The 15,211-nt window shown below is 67.3% G+C and carries 15 protein-coding genes and 1 tRNA gene; 7 read left to right on the top strand and 9 right to left on the bottom strand.

All coding sequences use genetic code 11. The features are described 5' to 3' along the window. Window positions 1-48: 48 nt before the first annotated feature. The 4 genes from purL to purC all read right to left on the bottom strand — a co-directional run bounded on the left by purL (window position 49) and on the right by purC (window position 4,143). Window positions 49-2,256 carry a phosphoribosylformylglycinamidine synthase subunit PurL gene (purL, locus tag P7L68_RS18745; protein ID WP_372000652.1) on the bottom strand — a complete coding sequence of 736 codons (2,208 nt, stop codon included), beginning with the start codon at window positions 2,254-2,256 and terminating at the stop codon, window positions 49-51. A gap of 100 nt (window positions 2,257-2,356) precedes the next feature. Beyond that, entirely contained in the window at window positions 2,357-3,046 is a 690-nt protein-coding gene (purQ, locus tag P7L68_RS18740) for a phosphoribosylformylglycinamidine synthase subunit PurQ (protein ID WP_372000650.1), read from the bottom strand. Window positions 3,047-3,130: 84 nt separating this feature from the next. Next, entirely contained in the window at window positions 3,131-3,373 is a 243-nt protein-coding gene (purS, locus tag P7L68_RS18735; RefSeq protein ID WP_372006880.1) for a phosphoribosylformylglycinamidine synthase subunit PurS, read from the bottom strand. Then, window positions 3,373-4,143 (bottom strand): phosphoribosylaminoimidazolesuccinocarboxamide synthase, encoded by a 771-nt coding sequence (gene purC, locus P7L68_RS18730; RefSeq protein ID WP_372000649.1) that lies wholly within the window; start codon window positions 4,141-4,143, stop codon window positions 3,373-3,375. Before purC ends, purS begins: the two co-directional genes overlap by 1 nt. A 364-nt stretch (window positions 4,144-4,507) precedes the next feature. On the opposite strand from purC, the gene fabI reads away from it, so the two are divergent. Together fabI and P7L68_RS18720 are read left to right on the top strand one after the other, a co-directional pair. Then, a complete protein-coding gene (fabI, locus tag P7L68_RS18725) occupies window positions 4,508-5,290 on the top strand; it encodes an enoyl-ACP reductase FabI (RefSeq protein ID WP_372000647.1) in 783 nt (260 codons plus the stop codon). Window positions 5,291-5,463: 173 nt separating this feature from the next. Then, complete coding sequence (locus tag P7L68_RS18720) at window positions 5,464-5,781, top strand: DUF1476 domain-containing protein (RefSeq protein ID WP_372000645.1); 318 nt, start codon at window positions 5,464-5,466, stop codon at window positions 5,779-5,781. Window positions 5,782-5,858: 77 nt separating this feature from the next. Here P7L68_RS18720 and P7L68_RS18715 read toward each other — a convergent pair whose 3' ends face one another. Then, entirely contained in the window at window positions 5,859-6,698 is an 840-nt protein-coding gene (locus P7L68_RS18715) for a metallophosphoesterase (RefSeq protein WP_372000643.1), read from the bottom strand. 175 nt (window positions 6,699-6,873) lie between these two features. On the opposite strand from P7L68_RS18715, the gene P7L68_RS18710 reads away from it, so the two are divergent. Then, the gene (locus P7L68_RS18710) at window positions 6,874-7,344 is read left to right on the top strand and encodes a hypothetical protein (RefSeq protein ID WP_372000641.1); all 471 of its coding nucleotides are present in this window, start codon (window positions 6,874-6,876) and stop codon (window positions 7,342-7,344) included. Window positions 7,345-7,413: 69 nt separating this feature from the next. On the opposite strand, the gene purB is transcribed toward P7L68_RS18710, so the two are convergent. Then, window positions 7,414-8,712: an adenylosuccinate lyase gene (purB, locus tag P7L68_RS18705; protein ID WP_372000639.1), complete on the bottom strand. Its 1,299-nt coding sequence runs from the start codon at window positions 8,710-8,712 to the stop codon at window positions 7,414-7,416. A 383-nt stretch (window positions 8,713-9,095) separates the two neighbouring features. On the opposite strand from purB, the gene P7L68_RS18700 reads away from it, so the two are divergent. Further along, on the top strand, window positions 9,096-10,244 hold the full coding sequence (locus P7L68_RS18700) for an adenylate/guanylate cyclase domain-containing protein (protein ID WP_372000637.1): 1,149 nt from the start codon (window positions 9,096-9,098) through the stop codon (window positions 10,242-10,244). 4 nt (window positions 10,245-10,248) lie between these two features. On the opposite strand, the gene radC is transcribed toward P7L68_RS18700, so the two are convergent. The 3 genes from radC to sfsA form a co-directional block, all read right to left on the bottom strand. Beyond that, window positions 10,249-11,199, bottom strand: a complete 951-nt coding sequence (gene radC, locus P7L68_RS18695; RefSeq protein ID WP_372000635.1) for a DNA repair protein RadC — start codon at window positions 11,197-11,199, stop codon at window positions 10,249-10,251. A 31-nt stretch (window positions 11,200-11,230) separates the two neighbouring features. After that, window positions 11,231-12,025, bottom strand: a complete 795-nt coding sequence (gene map / locus P7L68_RS18690; protein ID WP_372000633.1) for a type I methionyl aminopeptidase — start codon at window positions 12,023-12,025, stop codon at window positions 11,231-11,233. A 150-nt stretch (window positions 12,026-12,175) separates the two neighbouring features. Beyond that, window positions 12,176-12,997 (bottom strand): DNA/RNA nuclease SfsA, encoded by an 822-nt coding sequence (gene sfsA, locus P7L68_RS18685; RefSeq protein WP_372000631.1) that lies wholly within the window; start codon window positions 12,995-12,997, stop codon window positions 12,176-12,178. Between the two features lie 174 nt (window positions 12,998-13,171). Here sfsA and P7L68_RS18680 point away from each other — a divergent pair, with 174 nt between their 5' ends. The 3 genes from P7L68_RS18680 (at window position 13,172) to P7L68_RS18670 (ending at window position 15,177) form a co-directional block, all read left to right on the top strand. After that, a complete protein-coding gene (locus P7L68_RS18680; protein ID WP_372000629.1) occupies window positions 13,172-14,197 on the top strand; it encodes an NAD-dependent epimerase/dehydratase family protein in 1,026 nt (341 codons plus the stop codon). Continuing rightward, complete coding sequence (locus P7L68_RS18675; RefSeq protein WP_372000627.1) at window positions 14,194-15,003, top strand: competence/damage-inducible protein A; 810 nt, start codon at window positions 14,194-14,196, stop codon at window positions 15,001-15,003. The genes P7L68_RS18680 and P7L68_RS18675 overlap by 4 nt, the downstream gene beginning before the upstream one ends. 88 nt (window positions 15,004-15,091) lie before the next feature. Beyond that, window positions 15,092-15,177: transfer RNA gene (locus tag P7L68_RS18670), tRNA-Leu, on the top strand. The last annotated feature ends 34 nt before the right edge of the window (window positions 15,178-15,211 follow it).

The raw sequence follows: 15,211 nt of genomic DNA, 5'->3' as shown, positions 1-15,211 counted from the left end.
GTCGCCGCACCGCGCCCCGGGGTCGCCGGAGCGCGGTCCCGCCGGCGATCAGGCCGGCGTCGACATCAACCCCGGCAGCCATCCCTCATGGGCGCTGCGCAGCGTCTCCAAGGATATCGTGCCGGCACCGGTCAGAGTCAATTCGGTGCCGCCGGTCACGCCGATCTGGGCGGCGGGCACACCGGTCACCCAGGCCTGGGCAATGACGGCATCGGCCGCCGGCGCCGGGGCCGCGATGACGTAGCGGCCCTGATCCTCACCGAAGGCCCAGGCGAGCGGCGCCTGGAAGACCGGCGGGTCGATCTTCGCGCCGATGCCCGAGGCCAGCGCCATTTCGGCCAGCGCCACCATCAGGCCGCCATCCGACACGTCATGGACGGTGTCGATCAGGCCTTCCGAAATCAGGGTGCGGACGAAATCGCCGTTGCGGCGCTCCACCGACAGGTCGACCGGCGGGGTCTCGCCGTCCTCGCGGCCCAGAATCTCGCGCAGATAGAGCGACTGGCCCAGATGGCCGCGGGTCTCGCCGATCACGATGATCGCGTGTTCCTGGCCCTTGAAGGCGATGTCGGCCCTGCGCGAGACGTCGGCGATCAGGCCGATGCCGCCCACCGCCGGGGTCGGCAGGATGCCGGTGCCCTGGGTCTCGTTGTAGAGCGAGACATTGCCCGACACGACCGGGAAATTCAGCCCGCGGCAGGCCTCGGCCATGCCCTGAATGCAGCCGACCAGCTGGCCCATGATCTCGGGCTTTTCAGGGTTGCCGAAATTCAGGCAGTCGGTGATCGCAAGCGGCCTGGCACCGGTGGCGGTCAGGTTGCGCCAGGTCTCGGCGATCGCCTGACGGCCGCCCTGATAGGGGTCCGCATAGCAGTAGCGCGGCGTGACGTCGGTGGTGATCGCCACCGCCTTCTGCGTGCCGTGGATGCGCACCACCGCGGCATCGCCGCCCGGGCGGCCGACGGTGTCGCCCATCACCATGTGGTCGTACTGTTCCCAGATCCAGCGCCGCGAGGCGAGATCGGGCGAGCCCATCAGCTTTTCCAGCGTCGGCAGCACGGCATCCAGATCGTCGCGGCCGCGGGGCAGCACGATCGGCCGGCGCTGCGGCGTGGGGGTCCAGGGGCGGTCGTATTCCGGGCTGCCATTGGCCAGCGGCTTGATCGGCAGATCGCCGGCCACGGCATCGTGGAACTTCAGCACCATGCGGCCGGTATCGGTCACCTTGCCGATGACGGCGAAGTCCAGCTCCCACTTCTCGAAGACCCGCCGGGCCTCGTCTTCACGGCCGGGCTTCAGCACCATGAGCATGCGCTCCTGGCTTTCCGACAGCATCAGCTCGTAGGGGGTCATGCCGACCTCACGGGTCGGCACCTTGTCGAGCCACAACTCGATGCCGGCATCGCCCTTGTCGGCCATTTCGAAGGAGGACGAGGTCAGGCCCGCCGCACCCATATCCTGGATGGCGACGATGGCGTCCGACTTCATCAGCTCCAGACAGGCCTCGATCAGCAGCTTTTCGGTGAAGGGGTCGCCCACCTGCACGGTCGGGCGCTTCTGCTCGGCATCCTCGCCGAACTCCGCCGAGGCCATCGAGGCGCCGTGGATGCCGTCGCGGCCGGTCTTGGAGCCGACATAGACCACCGGGTTGCCGATGCCGGCGGCGGCCGAATAGAAGATCTTGTCGGTATCGGCCAGGCCCACGCACATGGCGTTGACCAGGATGTTGCCGTTATAGGCCGGGTGGAAATTGGTCTCGCCACCCACCGTCGGCACGCCGACGCAATTGCCGTAGCCGCCGATGCCCGACACCACGCCCGAAATCAGGTGCTTCATCTTCGGATGCGACGGATCGCCGAAGCGCAGCGCGTTCATCATCGCGATCGGCCGGGCACCCATGGTGAACACGTCGCGCAGAATGCCGCCCACACCCGTCGCCGCACCCTGATAGGGCTCGATATAGGACGGGTGGTTGTGGCTCTCCATCTTGAAGATGATCGCCTGGCCGTCACCGATATCGACGACGCCGGCATTCTCGCCGGGGCCGCAGATCACCCAGGGGGCGGTGGTCGGCAGCGTCTTCAGCCACTTCTTCGACGACTTGTACGAGCAATGCTCGCTCCACATCGCAGAGAAGATGCCGAGTTCGACCAGGTTGGGCTCGCGGCCCATGATCTGGCGGATCCGCTTGTATTCGTCGCGGGTCAGCCCGTGCTCGGCGACGATCTCGGGGGTGATCTTGGTTTCGGCCGTCATCGGTCGCGATTCCCGTCAGTCTCGGAAACTTGGGGCCCGGAAAACCCCGGGATCCGGAAAACCCCGGGGGCCCGGAAATACTGGACGCCGGAGCCGTGGCTCAGGAGAGCCGGCCCAGCAGCGAGCGGAACATGGCAGTCCCGTCGGTGCCGCCCAGCGCCGGGTCGGCCAGACGTTCGGGATGCGGCATCAGCCCCATCACATTGCGCGCCTCGTTATAGACGCCGGCAATGTTGCGGGCCGAGCCGTTGGGGTTCGCCGCCTCGGTCGGGTTGCCGCCGGCATCGACATAGCGGAAGGCGACCAGGCCTTCGCCTTCGATCCGCGCCAGCGTCTCGTCATCGGCGAAATAATTGCCCTGATGATGCGCCACCGGGAACCGTACCACCGCACCCTGCTCATAGCCCGAGGTGAAGGGCGTGTCGTTGCGCTCCACCTTCAGCAGCACGTCGCGGCAGACGAATTTCAGGCCGGCATTGGTCATCAGCGCGCCGGGCAGCAGCCCCGCCTCGATGGCGATCTGGAAGCCGTTGCAGATGGCGAGCACGCGGGTGCCCCTTGCCGCGGCGGCCTTCACCTGCGCCATGATCGGCGAGTTTGCGGCGATCGCGCCCGAGCGCAGATAGTCGCCATAGGAAAAACCGCCCGGCAGGACGATCAGATCGACCTTGGGCAGTTCATCGGCACGGTGCCAGACCATGTGCGGCGCACGGCCCAGCGCCGCCTCGACGGAAACGGCCACGTCGCGGTCGCAGTTCGAGCCGGGAAAGACGATGACGGCGGCATCCACGGGCTTGGATTCCCTGATTTCGGATCGGGTCGGCAGGGGCTGAAACACCGCCGGCCCGGGGGGTAACCCGGGCCGGCAGCGGGATCAGTCCGCGATCTCGATCGCGTAGTTCTCGACCACGGTGTTGGCGAGCAGGCGCTCGCACATCTCGGCGACGCGGCTGCGGGCGGTCGCGGCATCGGCGGCATCGACGTCCAGCTCGATATACTTGCCGAGGCGGACCTCGCCTGCTTCGGTATAGCCGAGGCCGTGGAGCGCGTTGGCGATGGCCTTGCCCTGCGGGTCGAGCACGCCGGGCTTCAGGGTCACGTGAACGCGGGCCTTCATCATGCGTCCTCCTCGGTCGGGGTCTCGGTCACGTCGCGACCCGGATCCTCGGGCAGGATGCCAAGCCGGCGGGCGACTTCCTGATAGGCTTCCTCGACACGGCCCATGTCGCGGCGGAACCGGTCCTTGTCGAGCTTTTCGTTGGTCTTGACGTCCCAGAGCCGGCAGTTGTCGGGGCTGATCTCGTCGGCCAGGATGATCATGTCCTGGTCCTCGTCGAACACCCGGCCGAATTCCAGCTTGAAGTCGACGAGCTTGAGGCCGATGCCGAGGAACAGGCCCGACAGGAAGTCGTTGACCCGGATCGACATGTTCAGGATTTCGTCGATCTCGGGGATCGTGGCCCAGCCGAAGGCGGTGATGTGCTCTTCGGTCACCATCGGATCGTTCAGATGGTCGGCCTTGTAGTAGTACTCGACGATCGAGCGCGGCAGCCGCTCACCCTCTTCGAGGCCGAGACGGGTGGCGAGCGAACCGGCGGCGACGTTGCGGACCACCACCTCGATCGGGATGATCTCGACCTGTCGCACCAGCTGCTCACGCATGTTCAGGCGCTTGATGAAGTGGGTCGGCACGCCGATCTCGGCCAGCCGGGTCATCAGGTATTCGGAGATGCGGTTGTTCAGCACCCCCTTGCCGGTGATGACACCCTTCTTCTTGTTGTTGAAGGCGGTCGCGTCGTCCTTGAAGTACTGGATCACGGTGCCGGGCTCGGGACCCTCGAACAGGATCTTGGCCTTGCCTTCGTAGATGCGCCTGCGGCGGGACATGGGCGTCCTCCGGGGAGTTCGGACGGGCGATACGTCGTCGACATGTCCAAACACCCGGATTCGATTCCGGGCGTCAGATCTCGACGAGCCGAGCCCAGGTCCGTGAGCAAATCGGGTCCATGAGCAAATCAGTCGGGCCGGGCCGACTGGGAGTCGGTCCGGCGCGCGCGAAACATAGACAATCCGCTCCGCCAAGACAACGGCTTCCGACGCGACCCGGCCATGCGGTTTCGCCCGCTGCGCGAGCCTCGCCGGCCTGCTCCGGCAGGATCATCCGGCAGGCCCGCAAGACTCCGCACTCGCGATTGTCATGCTGCGGATGCACAATGCCGCTGAGCAGATGCAACCACGGAGCCGCGCTTCCATGACCGCCACCGCCATCCCCGGGCCGCTTGCCGGCCGTAAGGGCCTGATCGCCGGCATCGCCAACGAGCACTCGATCGCCTGGGGCTGCGCCAAGGCCTTCCGGGCGCTGGGCGCTGATCTGGCCATCACCTATCTGAACGAGAAGGCGCGCCCGCATGTCGAGCCGCTTGCGCGGGAGGTGGATGCGCAGTTGCTGCTGCCGCTGGATCTGCGGGTCGACGGCGCCCTGGAAGCCGTGTTCGAGCAGATCGAGGCAGATTGGGGCCAGCTCGATTTCCTGGTCCATTCCATCGCCTTCGCGCCGGTCGAGGATCTGCACGGCAGGCTGACCGACTGTTCCAAGGCGGGCTTCCTGCAGGCGATGGACGTGTCCTGCTGGTCGTTCATCCGCATGGCGAAGCTGGCCGAGCCACTGATGAAACAGGGCGGTACGCTGGTCTGCATGAGCTATTTCGGTGCCCAGATGGTGGTCGACCACTACAACGTCATGGGGCCGGTCAAGGCGGCGCTGGAATGTTCGGTGCGCTATCTGGCCGCCGAACTCGGCCCCAAGGGCATTCGCGTCCATGCCGTCTCGCCCGGGCCGCTTGCGACCCGCGCTGCGTCGGGGCTGACGGGTTTCGACGATCTGCTGGCCAAGGCGCATGAAAAGGCGCCGATTTCCTCGCTGCTGTCGATCGAGGATGTGGGGGCGGCGACCGCGCATCTGGCAACCGATGCCGCCCGGCTGATGACCGGCCAGACCCTGTTCGTCGACGGCGGCTACCATATCATCGACTGAGCGGCCATATGATTGGGAGAGGACCGGGCCGGTTGCGCTAGGCATGGCCGCCTGCTGCTGGTATGAGAAGGGGCGACGGGGCCGTCGGACTGCGGGATGGCGAGAGCCGCCGCGGCATGACGGCCGAAGCCAGGTCCGCACCACCGATCAGGTTTTGCAGGAGTAGTCCAGCGATGAGCACCTTCGACAACCGCGAGCGCGCCGAAGAAAACCGCTTCGCCCATGACCAGGAACTGGCCTTCAAGGCCCGCGTGAAGCGCGCCCGGCTGCTCGCTGCCTGGGCCGGCCCGCAGATCGGCCGCGCCGATATTGCCGCTTATGGCGACGAGCTGATCGATGCCGACATGAAGCAGCCGGGCGACGAGGATATCATCGCCCAGCTGCTGGCCGACTTCGCCGCGGCGAATGTCGAGACTTCGCGACATGTGATCGAAGTTCAGCTCCAGCGCCTCGGCGAGGAAGCCAAGGCGGCGGTGCTCGCCCAGGGCTGATACTCCGCGCGGTCATCCCGACTGCAAAACCCCGCCCCGGCCACCGGCCCGGGCGGGTTTTTCCTGTCCTGGCGCCGTCAGATGGTGATCAGGGCGAAGCCTTCCGAAAGCCCTTCCTCGGGATAGCCCCACTGGCGGGCGACCACGCGGGTCCGGCCGATGCGGTAATCCACGTCGTGATGGGTGTGGCCGTGCAGCCAGAGCGCCGGCTCATGCGCCTGCATCAGATCGGTCATGTCCGAGACGAAGGCGGGGGAGAGGGGGCTGCCCTCGAAGCGTTCGGCCACCGATGCCGCCGCGGGCCCGTGATGGGTGACGACCACGGTCGCCGATGGATCCGAAGCGGCGAGTTCCCCAGCGAGCCAGACCCGGAAGTCCAGATGCAGGCCGCGGGCATCTTCCGGGCTGAACGGCCGGTCGCCCTCGCGGATGCGCTGGTGGTCGTAGAGCACCTGGCCCGCCAGATCCATGGCCGTGCCGGCGGCGGCATCGCCGTAGAGCCGGTAGTCTGTCCAGGCCGTGCCGCCCAGGATGCGGACGCGCCTGCCACGGGCCCCGATCTCGACCGCATCCCCATCCAGGAAGCGCAGATTGCCCGCAGCCGCCGCCGCCCGGCGCATCTCAGCGATCAGCGCGCCCCGGTCATGGCCATAGAATTCGTGATTGCCCGAGACATAGAGCACCGGCAGATCCCCGAAGGTCCTGGCCGCCCAGTGGATCCCGCCGGTACCGTTGGCGATATCGCCGGCCAGGATCACGACATCGGCCCCGGCTGCCCGTGCCGCATCGGCGGTCTGGCGGCCAAGATCGTCGATCGCCGCCACTGCCGCATCGGGATCGAGCCCGGCCCGCTCCAGCCGCCGGCGTCGGACGTCGAGATGAAGGTCTGAAAGCAGGACGAGGCGCATGTCGGTCATCGGGGGAGAACTCGCATGGATCGATGATGACGCATCATAGCATGGTGCGGCGGTCTGACCGTCGGCACAGCTTTTACGGGATCAGGACACGCGGAATGATCGAAAGAATTGACGCACTGATCCCGTATGATAGCGTGTGCGGTTAGATTTACCTTTTCCGAGTGCCGCCCGCGTCATGGACACTTTCAATCTCCAGGACTTCGAAGCCTTCGTCGAGAAGAACGACCACGGGTTTCACAAAAGCATCCCGATCGAGACCCTGGCCGAATGGCTGGAGATGGAGTATCGCGATGCGCTCGAAGCCGCCAAACGGATCGAGGCGCTGACCGACTGGCAGCTGGTGATCGGCCGCCGTGGCCAGAAGACCCGGCTGGTGAAGCGTGATGCCGCGACCATCGCGGCAGAGACACGCGAGTCCCAGGCGGTCGCCGCCTCCGATGCCGCGGTGCCGGCCCAGCCGTTCTATGCGGTCCGCAGCCGCACCGGCGGCCCCCGTACGGCCGAGACGGTGGAGGTCTATTTCCCCATCCGCCTGGGCCAGAACGTCGCCCTGCGCCTGCCGGCCGATGTGACGCGCGAAGAACTGGACCGTTTCGCAGCCTTCCTGAAAAGCCTGCCGGTTCGTGACCCCCTCGGTGACGACTGATCCATGAAAAAAACCCGCAGCAGGCGCTGCGGGGTTTTTTCGACATGTGGTGTCCTGGTCGGGACCGGATCAGGCCCGCCCGAACACCCGCCTGAAGATCGTGTCGACCTGCGCCATGTGATAGCCCAGATCGAACAGCCCTTCGATCTCGGCGCCGGAAAGGCGGGCGGTGACCTCCGGATCGGCCTTCAGCAGATCGATGAACTGACCCTCGCCGCGCCAGACCGGCATGGCGTTGCGCTGCACCAGGCGATAGGCGTCCTCGCGGCTGACACCCTTCTGGGTGAGGGCGAGCAGCACGCGCTGCGAGTGGACCAGGCCGCCCAGCGCATCCAGATTGGCCATCATCCGTTCAGGGTAGACCACCAGCTTGTCGACCACGCCGGCCAGGCGGTTGAGCGCGAAATCGAGCACGATAGTGGCGTCGGGGCCGATCATCCGCTCCACCGAGGAATGCGAGATGTCACGCTCGTGCCAGAGCGCCACATTCTCCATCGCCGGGGTGACATAGCCGCGCACCACGCGGGCCAGACCGGTCAGGTTTTCGGTCAGCACCGGGTTGCGCTTGTGCGGCATCGCCGACGAGCCCTTCTGGCCGGGCGAGAAATACTCTTCCGCCTCGTAGACCTCGGACCGCTGAAGATGGCGGATCTCCACCGCCAGCCGCTCGACCGAGCTTGCCACCACGCCCAGCACCGCGAAGAACATCGCATGACGGTCGCGGGGGATCACCTGGGTCGAGACCGGTTCGGGCTTCAGGCCCAGCTTTTCGGCCACATGCTCTTCGACCCGGGGATCGATATTGGCGAAGGTGCCGACGGCGCCCGAGATGGCGCAGGTCGCGATCTCGTCACGCGCCGCCACCAGCCGGGCGCGGGCCCGCTGGAATTCGGCATGATAGCCGGCGAGCTTCAGGCCGAACGTCACCGGCTCGGCATGGATGCCGTGGCTGCGGCCGATGGTGGGCGTGTCCTTGTATTCGAAGGCGCGGCGCTCCAGCGCGGCCAGCACCTTGTCGACATCCTCGATCAGCAGATCGGCGGCCTGCTTCAGCTGCACGGCAAGGCAGGTATCCAGCACGTCCGACGAGGTCATGCCCTGATGGACGAAGCGGGCTTCCTCACCCACATGCTCGGCCAGGCTGGTCAGGAAGGCGATGACGTCGTGCTTCACCTCGCGCTCGATCTCGTCGATGCGCGGAATGTCGAAGGCGCCGCGTTCCCACACCGCCTTCGCGGCTTCCTTGGGGATCACCCCCAGCTCGGCCTGGGCATCGCAGGCATGGGCTTCGATCTCGAACCAGATGCGGAACTTGTTCTCCGGTTCCCAGATCCGGACCATCTCGGGGCGGGAATAGCGCGGGATCATCGCTGGGCTGTCCTTCGCAGGCGAAACACACGCGAACCGGAGCCGTCCGGCCGCTTCGGGCAGGGTTATAGCCCGTGGCGCCTTCGGGGCAAAGGGCAGATGACCGGCTGCGGGCACACATGACGCAAAGCTGCTGCGCGCGCGGCCGTCCTGGCTTAGGCTGCCCTGACTCGGGTTGGCCCTGACTCATGTTGGGCCCGACTCAGGTTGGCCCTGACTCATGTTGGCTTGACCCGGGCCGTCCTTGCCGGCGCTGTCATGAAGATGTCTCGGGAGAGATGTCACACAGAGGTCGACAAGGTGACAGGGCGGCCCAATATCGACAATGAACACCATATGCGACGGTGTGCCGGGCAGGGCGTCGGGTGACAGGTGGGGGTGGCATGACGGAAGCGACCGCGCAACGTCTGCGCAGCGCGCTGGGCTGGCTGGGTTTCCCGCTCGCCGGCATGCTCTGCGGCCTGATCTTCGGCATACTGGAAGGTAAGAACGACGTCTGGATCGCCATGGTCTACGGCACCGGCGTCGGCGGGGTGATGATCGCCTTTGCCATGGGACGGCTGTTCCCCAGGGTCAGCCGCTGGCTGCGCGCCCAGGCGGCCCCGATCTATGTCGGCGGCACGATGCTGGTCTGGTCGGTGCTGTCCTTCGTCTCCTACGCCGGGATGGGGCTGCTGCTGATGATCGCGGACCAGTGGTTCGGGATCCTGGCCGGCCATCAGGATCACGGGCCACTGATGTGGCTGGTGCTGCGTTTCGATGTGCTGCTGTTCTCGATGGGGGTCTCGGCCGTGGGCGGCCTTCTGTTCCGGATCCGCGACCTGATCGGCACCCGGGTGTTCCTGGCCCTGCTGGTCGGCCGTTATCATCGCCCGACGCGCGAGGAACGCATCTTCCTGCTGGTCGATGTCGCGGGCTGGACCAGCACCGCCGAGCGGCTGGGCGAACTGGGGGCCACCGATTATCTGGGGCAGATCCTGTTCACCCTCGGCTCCCCCGTGCGCCGCAACCGGGGCGCCATCGACCGCTATGTCGGCGATCAGGCGATCATTTCCTGGAACATCAGCTGCGGTGCGCGCCAGGCCGCACGTCAGGCGGCGCGGGCGATCACCTGCACCTTCGACATTCTGGAGGCAGTGGAACGCGCCGGTCCGGATTTCATCCGCCGCTTCGGCGAGGCGCCGCGGGTCCGGGCGGTGATGCATGTGGGCACCGTCGTCGTCGCCGAACTGGGCGATGCCAAGCACGAGATCGCCTTCATCGGCGACACGATGAACACCGCCGCCCGGCTGGAAGGCCTCGCCAAGACGCTGAAGGTGCCGGTGCTGGTCTCGGAAGCCGTGCTGGCGCTGGCGCCGCTGCCGGCGGGGGTCGATTCGCGGTCGCTCGGCGCGCATATGCTGCGCGGCCGCACCGAGACCGTCGATGTCTATGAACTCTCCCGCCCTGCGCAGCGTCCGGCCCGTGCACCCACCGAGCCGCCGGCAAGGGCCGTGCCGCAGATGGCGGTCGACGTCACCCCGGCGGAGTGAGCGCTCAGAGCAGCCCCAGGGCCTTGAAGCTCTTATAGCTGCGCCGGCCGATGATGATGTGGTCGTGGACCGAGATGCCCAGATGGCGCGCGGCATCGACCAGACGGCGGGTGAGGTCGATATCGGCCGGTGAGGGGGTGGGGTCCCCCGACGGGTGATTGTGGACCAGAATAAGGGACGAGGCGGCGTGTTCCAGCGCCCGCTTCACCACCTCGCGTGCATAGACCGGCGTGTGGTCGACGGTGCCCTGCTGCTGGATCTCGTCGGCGATCAGCCGGTTCTTGCGGTCCAGGAACAGTACCCGGAACTGCTCCACCCGCAGATGGCCCAGATCGGCCATCAGATAGTCCATCAGCGCCTGCCACGAGGCGAAGAGCGGCCGGTCGATGACCTCTTCGCGCATGGAGCGGATTTTCAGCCCCTCGGCCAGCTTGATCTGGGCCAGCACTGCCGGGCCCACACCCTCTACGGCCTTCAGCCGGGCCGGTTCGGCATGCAGCACGCCGCCCAGGCTGCCGAAAACCTGAAGCAGGCGCTTGGCGATCGGCTTTACGTCGCCCCGCGGAATGGCGGCGGCGATCAGCAGTTCCAGCAACTCGTAATCGGCCAGCGCATCGGCACCCCGCTCCAGCAGCCGGTCACGCAGGCGCTGGCGATGGCCGTGGTAATGGGGCTTCGCCGCTCCGCTTTCGGGCGTGTCGGGCAGTGCCGGCCGGGCGACGCGGCCCGAGGCTTCGTCGAGTCCCGGAGCCGATGTCCGGACCGGACCCGCCTCCTGCCACCAGGGCATGGATTCCACGTCCAGTACCGGCGGCTGCGGCGCAGCCGGGGCTGCCTGTGGTACCTCTTCGGCAGGGCGCGCCGCCGCACGGGCGATCATGTCGGCGGCACGGGCGAAACCGGTTACCGGCGCCGCGGCGGTCTGGTTCGGGTCGGGGCGGCGCCGGTCGGTCATCGCGATCGTGGATCCCCTGCGGGTGCTGCGGTCAGGCTGCGATGTCGGTGCGATAGGGCGGGCGGTCGAGGCCGAGGGGGGAGCCGGTGAAGATCTCGCAGCCGGTCTCCGTCACCGCCACCGTATGCTCGAACTGGGCCGAGAGCTGGCGGTCGCGGGTGACGGCGGTCCAGCCGTCGGACAGGATCTTCACATCGGGCCGGCCCAGATTGACCATCGGCTCGATGGTGAAGAACATCCCCGGCTTCAGCTCCTCGCCCTCGCCGCGGCGCCCGTAATGCAGCACATTGGGCTGGTCGTGGAACACCCGGCCGATGCCGTGGCCGCAGAAATCCCGCACGACCGAGCATTTCTGCTTCTCGACGAAGCTCTGGATGGCGTGGCCGATATCGCCGAAAGTGGCACCGGGCTTCACCACGCCGATGCCCAGCATCATGGCATCATAGGTGATCTCGATCAGCCGTTCGGCCTTGCGCGAAATCTTGCCGACCGGGAACATCCGGCTGGTATCGCCGAACCAGCCGTCCAGGATGACGGTGATGTCGATGTTGACGATATCGCCGTCGGCCAGCGCCTTCTGATCGGTCGGGATGCCGTGGCAGACGACGTGATTGACCGAGGTGCAGATCGACTTGGGGAAGCCCCGATAGTTCAGCGGCGCAGGGATGGCGCCGTGGTCGAGGATGAAGTCGTGGCACAACTGGTCGAGGCGCTCCGTCGTCACCCCCGGTTGCACATGCGGGGTGATGAAGTCGAGGACGTCGGCGGCCAGACGGCCAGCCTTGCGCATGCCCTCGAAATCCTCGGGCGCGTGGATCTTGATCATCGTTTCCTGCTTTCCCCCGGCGTCATCCGCCGTACCGGCCCGGGTGTTCTGCGCAACTGAGTGTTCTGCGCGATGGCTGCTTTGACTGCATAGATATTACACCAGCGGCCGTCCGGCAATCTCGGGACATGCGCGTTTTCGTGACGGCCGTCATCCGCCGCTCGCAGAGCCGGCGACCGGCAGCAGGCCGGCGAAGCTTATGCCCCGGGGCGTGGCATCGAAGCCGAGTGCGGTGACGCCGACCCCCGCGGCGCGGGCGGCGTCCAGCGCTGCGGCATAGGCGGGATCGATATCGGCGGCGACGTCGACGCGGTCGGCATCGCTGCGCATCACCGCATAGATCAGCATGGCCCGTGCGGTGCCGCTCTGCGCCAGCGTCGCCAGTTCCGCCAGATGCCGGGCACCGCGGGCGGTGCGGGCGTCGGGAAATTCGCCGAGCCCGGCCTTGCGCGACAGGGTGACCGACTTGACCTCGACATAGACCGGCAGCGCGCCCGACCCGGCTTCGGGATCCACCACCAGATCGACCCGCGAGGCCGCACCATAGCGTACCTCGCGCCGGAGAGTCGTACCCGGACCGCCGAGCCCGGGGACCAGCCCGGCGCGGATCACCCCGGCGACCAGCCCGTTCGCACGCCCGGTATCGACCACCACATGGGCGCCGCCTGCCGTTTCGACCAGCACCCACGAGAGTGGCAGCTTGCGTTTCGGATCGGCCGAACGCTGCAGCCAGATCCGGGCACCAGGGTCGGCGAGGCCGGCCATGCTGCCCGGGTTCGCGACATGGGCGGTGGTCCCGTTTCCGTCGTTGAAAACGATATCGGCCAGGAAACGCTTATAACGCCGCACGAGACGCGCGGGTTCAAGCGGCGGTGTGAAGACGAGGCCGGGGAGATCGGGGCCGGGGAGATCGGGGCCGGGGAGATCGGGGCCGGGGAGATCCGTCGTCGGCTCGGGCAGCGTATCGGTCATGGCGCCAGACTAGGCGCCGGTCCGCACCGGTGCAAGTGGTGGCGGGATGGCCTGCGGACTGGAAGCCCGGGGCGAGCACGGTCATAATCCCCGCGAGCAGATTGGCCCGGCCGTATCGATATGGCCGGATGTGTGACGGGGACGAGCATGAACAGGCGCGGTTCGGGAACACAGATGCCTCGGCGCGCCGTGGTCACCGGGGCGGGCGGCATGCTTGGCCGGCATGTGGTCCTGCGGCTGACGCGGGATCCCGGCTGGGCGGTCACGGCCTTCATCCGGCCCGAAACACCGGTTGAGACCCGCAGCTGGCTGGAGGCACAGGGCGTGCAGCTGATCGAGGCGCCGCTGACCGACGCCCATGCCATGGCAGCGCGCACGCCCGACGACACCGATGTCTGTCTGCATCTGGCGGCCGACACCTCTACCGATCCGCGCGACAGGGCCCGGCAGTGGCGGACCAATGTCGACGGCACCGCCGCCGTGGCAGAGGCGGTGCTGCTGACCCGGGTCCGCCGGCTAGTCCATGTGTCCTCGGCCTCGGTCTACGGGTTCGATCGCCGGCGCATCGACGAGCATTGCCCCAAGGTCGGGGCCGATCATCCCGTGGGTTACGTGGCGAGCAAGGCGGCCGCGGAAGAGGCGGTGCAGGATGCGATCGCCCGCGGCGTCGATGCCGTGATCCTGAACCCGGGCCATATTCTGGGCGCCTGGGATCGTCACAACTGGGCCGGGCTGCTTCGCCTGGCGGCCGGTGGCCGCCTGCCGGCCATCCCGCCCGGCGGCGGTAGTTTTGCCGGCGCCGCTGCGGTCGCCGATGCCGTGGTCGCCGCCGCCGATCGCGCGATGATCGGCGAGAATTATCTTCTGGGCGGCCCGGAGGCGAGCTTCCGCGAGTTGATCCGTCGGACCGGAGACATTCTGGGCCGGCGGCTGACGGACCGCGTGGCGCCGCCCTGGGCGCTGATGGCGGCGGCACGGGCGCTGGGCGGCGTCTCGCGGCTGACGGGGCTGCGCCCGACCATCACGCCCGATGCGGCGCGGATCACCTGTCACATGGTCGCCATCGACAGCGACCGGGCAAAGCGTGATCTGGGCTATGCGCCGCCGCCGCTCGACACCATCCTGCGCGCGACCATCGACTGGCTGATCCGGGCCGGTGAGATCGAGGCGCCATCTTCAAGTACGGGACCCGCCAGATGACCGACACGACCCCCGCCGAGACCACCATCCCTGCCGAAACCAGCCCGGCCACCGGCGGTGCCTCCCGCACGGCTGCTGTGCTGGTCATCGGCAACGAGATCCTGTCGGGTCGGACCCAGGATGTGAATGTGCGGATGATCGCAACCAAACTCGCCCCGGCAGGCATCCGCCTGATCGAGGTGCGGGTTGTGCCCGATGTCGAGGCCGAGATCATCGACGCCATCCACGCGCTGGAGGCGAAGGCCGATTACGTCTTCACCACCGGTGGCATCGGCCCCACCCATGACGACATCACTGCCGAGGCGGTTTCCAAGGCGATGGGGGTGCCGCTGATCCGCCACCCGGAAGCCGAGCGCCGGCTGAAGGCCTATTACCCGCCCGACAAGCTGACCGAGGCGCGGCTGCGCATGGCCAACACGGCAGAGGGCGCGACGCTGATCGACAATCCCGTCTCGATCGCCCCCGGTTTCCGGATCGGCAAGGTCCACGTGCTGGCGGGCGTGCCCCAGATCGCCGCGGCGATGATGGACAATGTCGTCCCTACACTGGAAGGTGGCGCGGTCACCCGTGCCGTGACGCTGGTGGTCGACGGTGCCGAAGGCGAGATCGCCCAGCGCCTGGGCGAGGTTCAGGACCGCCATCCGACCGTCGAAATCGGCTCCTATCCCGCCTTCCGCGGCGGCAAGCCCTCGGTCAGCCTGGTGCTGCGCGGCACCGACGACACCGAACTGGCTGCCGCCGAGGCCGATCTCTGCGCGGTCCTGGCCGAGATGGCCGTTCCCGTCCTCTTCCGGGAGGGTAACTGAATGGCATCCGGAGGTACTGGACAGTGAAAGCCATTCCCGGTATTGGTGCGCGTGCATCGCATGGGTTACAATGTGCGTACCCTCGCGCGCGGACGTGGCGAAACCGGTAGACGCAGCGGACTTAAAATCCGCTTCCGTGAAGGAGTGCGGGTTCGACCCCCGCCGTCCGCACCATCTTCCTGACGGCATGCAAATTGCGACATCCCGC

This window comes from Tistrella mobilis (assembly GCF_041468085.1).
Lineage (GTDB): Bacteria > Pseudomonadota > Alphaproteobacteria > Tistrellales > Tistrellaceae > Tistrella > Tistrella mobilis_A.
This window is presented reverse-complemented; position numbering and strand designations above follow the sequence as displayed.

What these genes read in the sequence shown, in the direction of transcription:
- P7L68_RS18675 (WP_372000627.1), top strand. Translation starts at nt 14,194, where the DNA reads ATGACCGACACGACCCCCGCCGAGACCACCATCCCTGCCGAAACCAGC.
- P7L68_RS18700 (WP_372000637.1), top strand. Translation starts at nt 9,096, where the DNA reads ATGACGGAAGCGACCGCGCAACGTCTGCGCAGCGCGCTGGGCTGGCTG.
- P7L68_RS18680 (WP_372000629.1), top strand. Translation starts at nt 13,172, where the DNA reads ATGCCTCGGCGCGCCGTGGTCACCGGGGCGGGCGGCATGCTTGGCCGG.
- sfsA (WP_372000631.1), bottom strand. Translation starts at nt 12,997, where the DNA reads ATGACCGATACGCTGCCCGAGCCGACGACGGATCTCCCCGGCCCCGAT.
- map (WP_372000633.1), bottom strand. Translation starts at nt 12,025, where the DNA reads ATGATCAAGATCCACGCGCCCGAGGATTTCGAGGGCATGCGCAAGGCT.
- purB (WP_372000639.1), bottom strand. Translation starts at nt 8,712, where the DNA reads ATGATCCCGCGCTATTCCCGCCCCGAGATGGTCCGGATCTGGGAACCG.
- P7L68_RS18715 (WP_372000643.1), bottom strand. Translation starts at nt 6,698, where the DNA reads ATGACCGACATGCGCCTCGTCCTGCTTTCAGACCTTCATCTCGACGTC.
- purL (WP_372000652.1), bottom strand. Translation starts at nt 2,256, where the DNA reads ATGACGGCCGAAACCAAGATCACCCCCGAGATCGTCGCCGAGCACGGG.
- P7L68_RS18720 (WP_372000645.1), top strand. Translation starts at nt 5,464, where the DNA reads ATGAGCACCTTCGACAACCGCGAGCGCGCCGAAGAAAACCGCTTCGCC.
- P7L68_RS18710 (WP_372000641.1), top strand. Translation starts at nt 6,874, where the DNA reads ATGGACACTTTCAATCTCCAGGACTTCGAAGCCTTCGTCGAGAAGAAC.
- fabI (WP_372000647.1), top strand. Translation starts at nt 4,508, where the DNA reads ATGACCGCCACCGCCATCCCCGGGCCGCTTGCCGGCCGTAAGGGCCTG.
- purS (WP_372006880.1), bottom strand. Translation starts at nt 3,373, where the DNA reads ATGAAGGCCCGCGTTCACGTGACCCTGAAGCCCGGCGTGCTCGACCCG.
- purC (WP_372000649.1), bottom strand. Translation starts at nt 4,143, where the DNA reads ATGTCCCGCCGCAGGCGCATCTACGAAGGCAAGGCCAAGATCCTGTTC.
- radC (WP_372000635.1), bottom strand. Translation starts at nt 11,199, where the DNA reads ATGACCGACCGGCGCCGCCCCGACCCGAACCAGACCGCCGCGGCGCCG.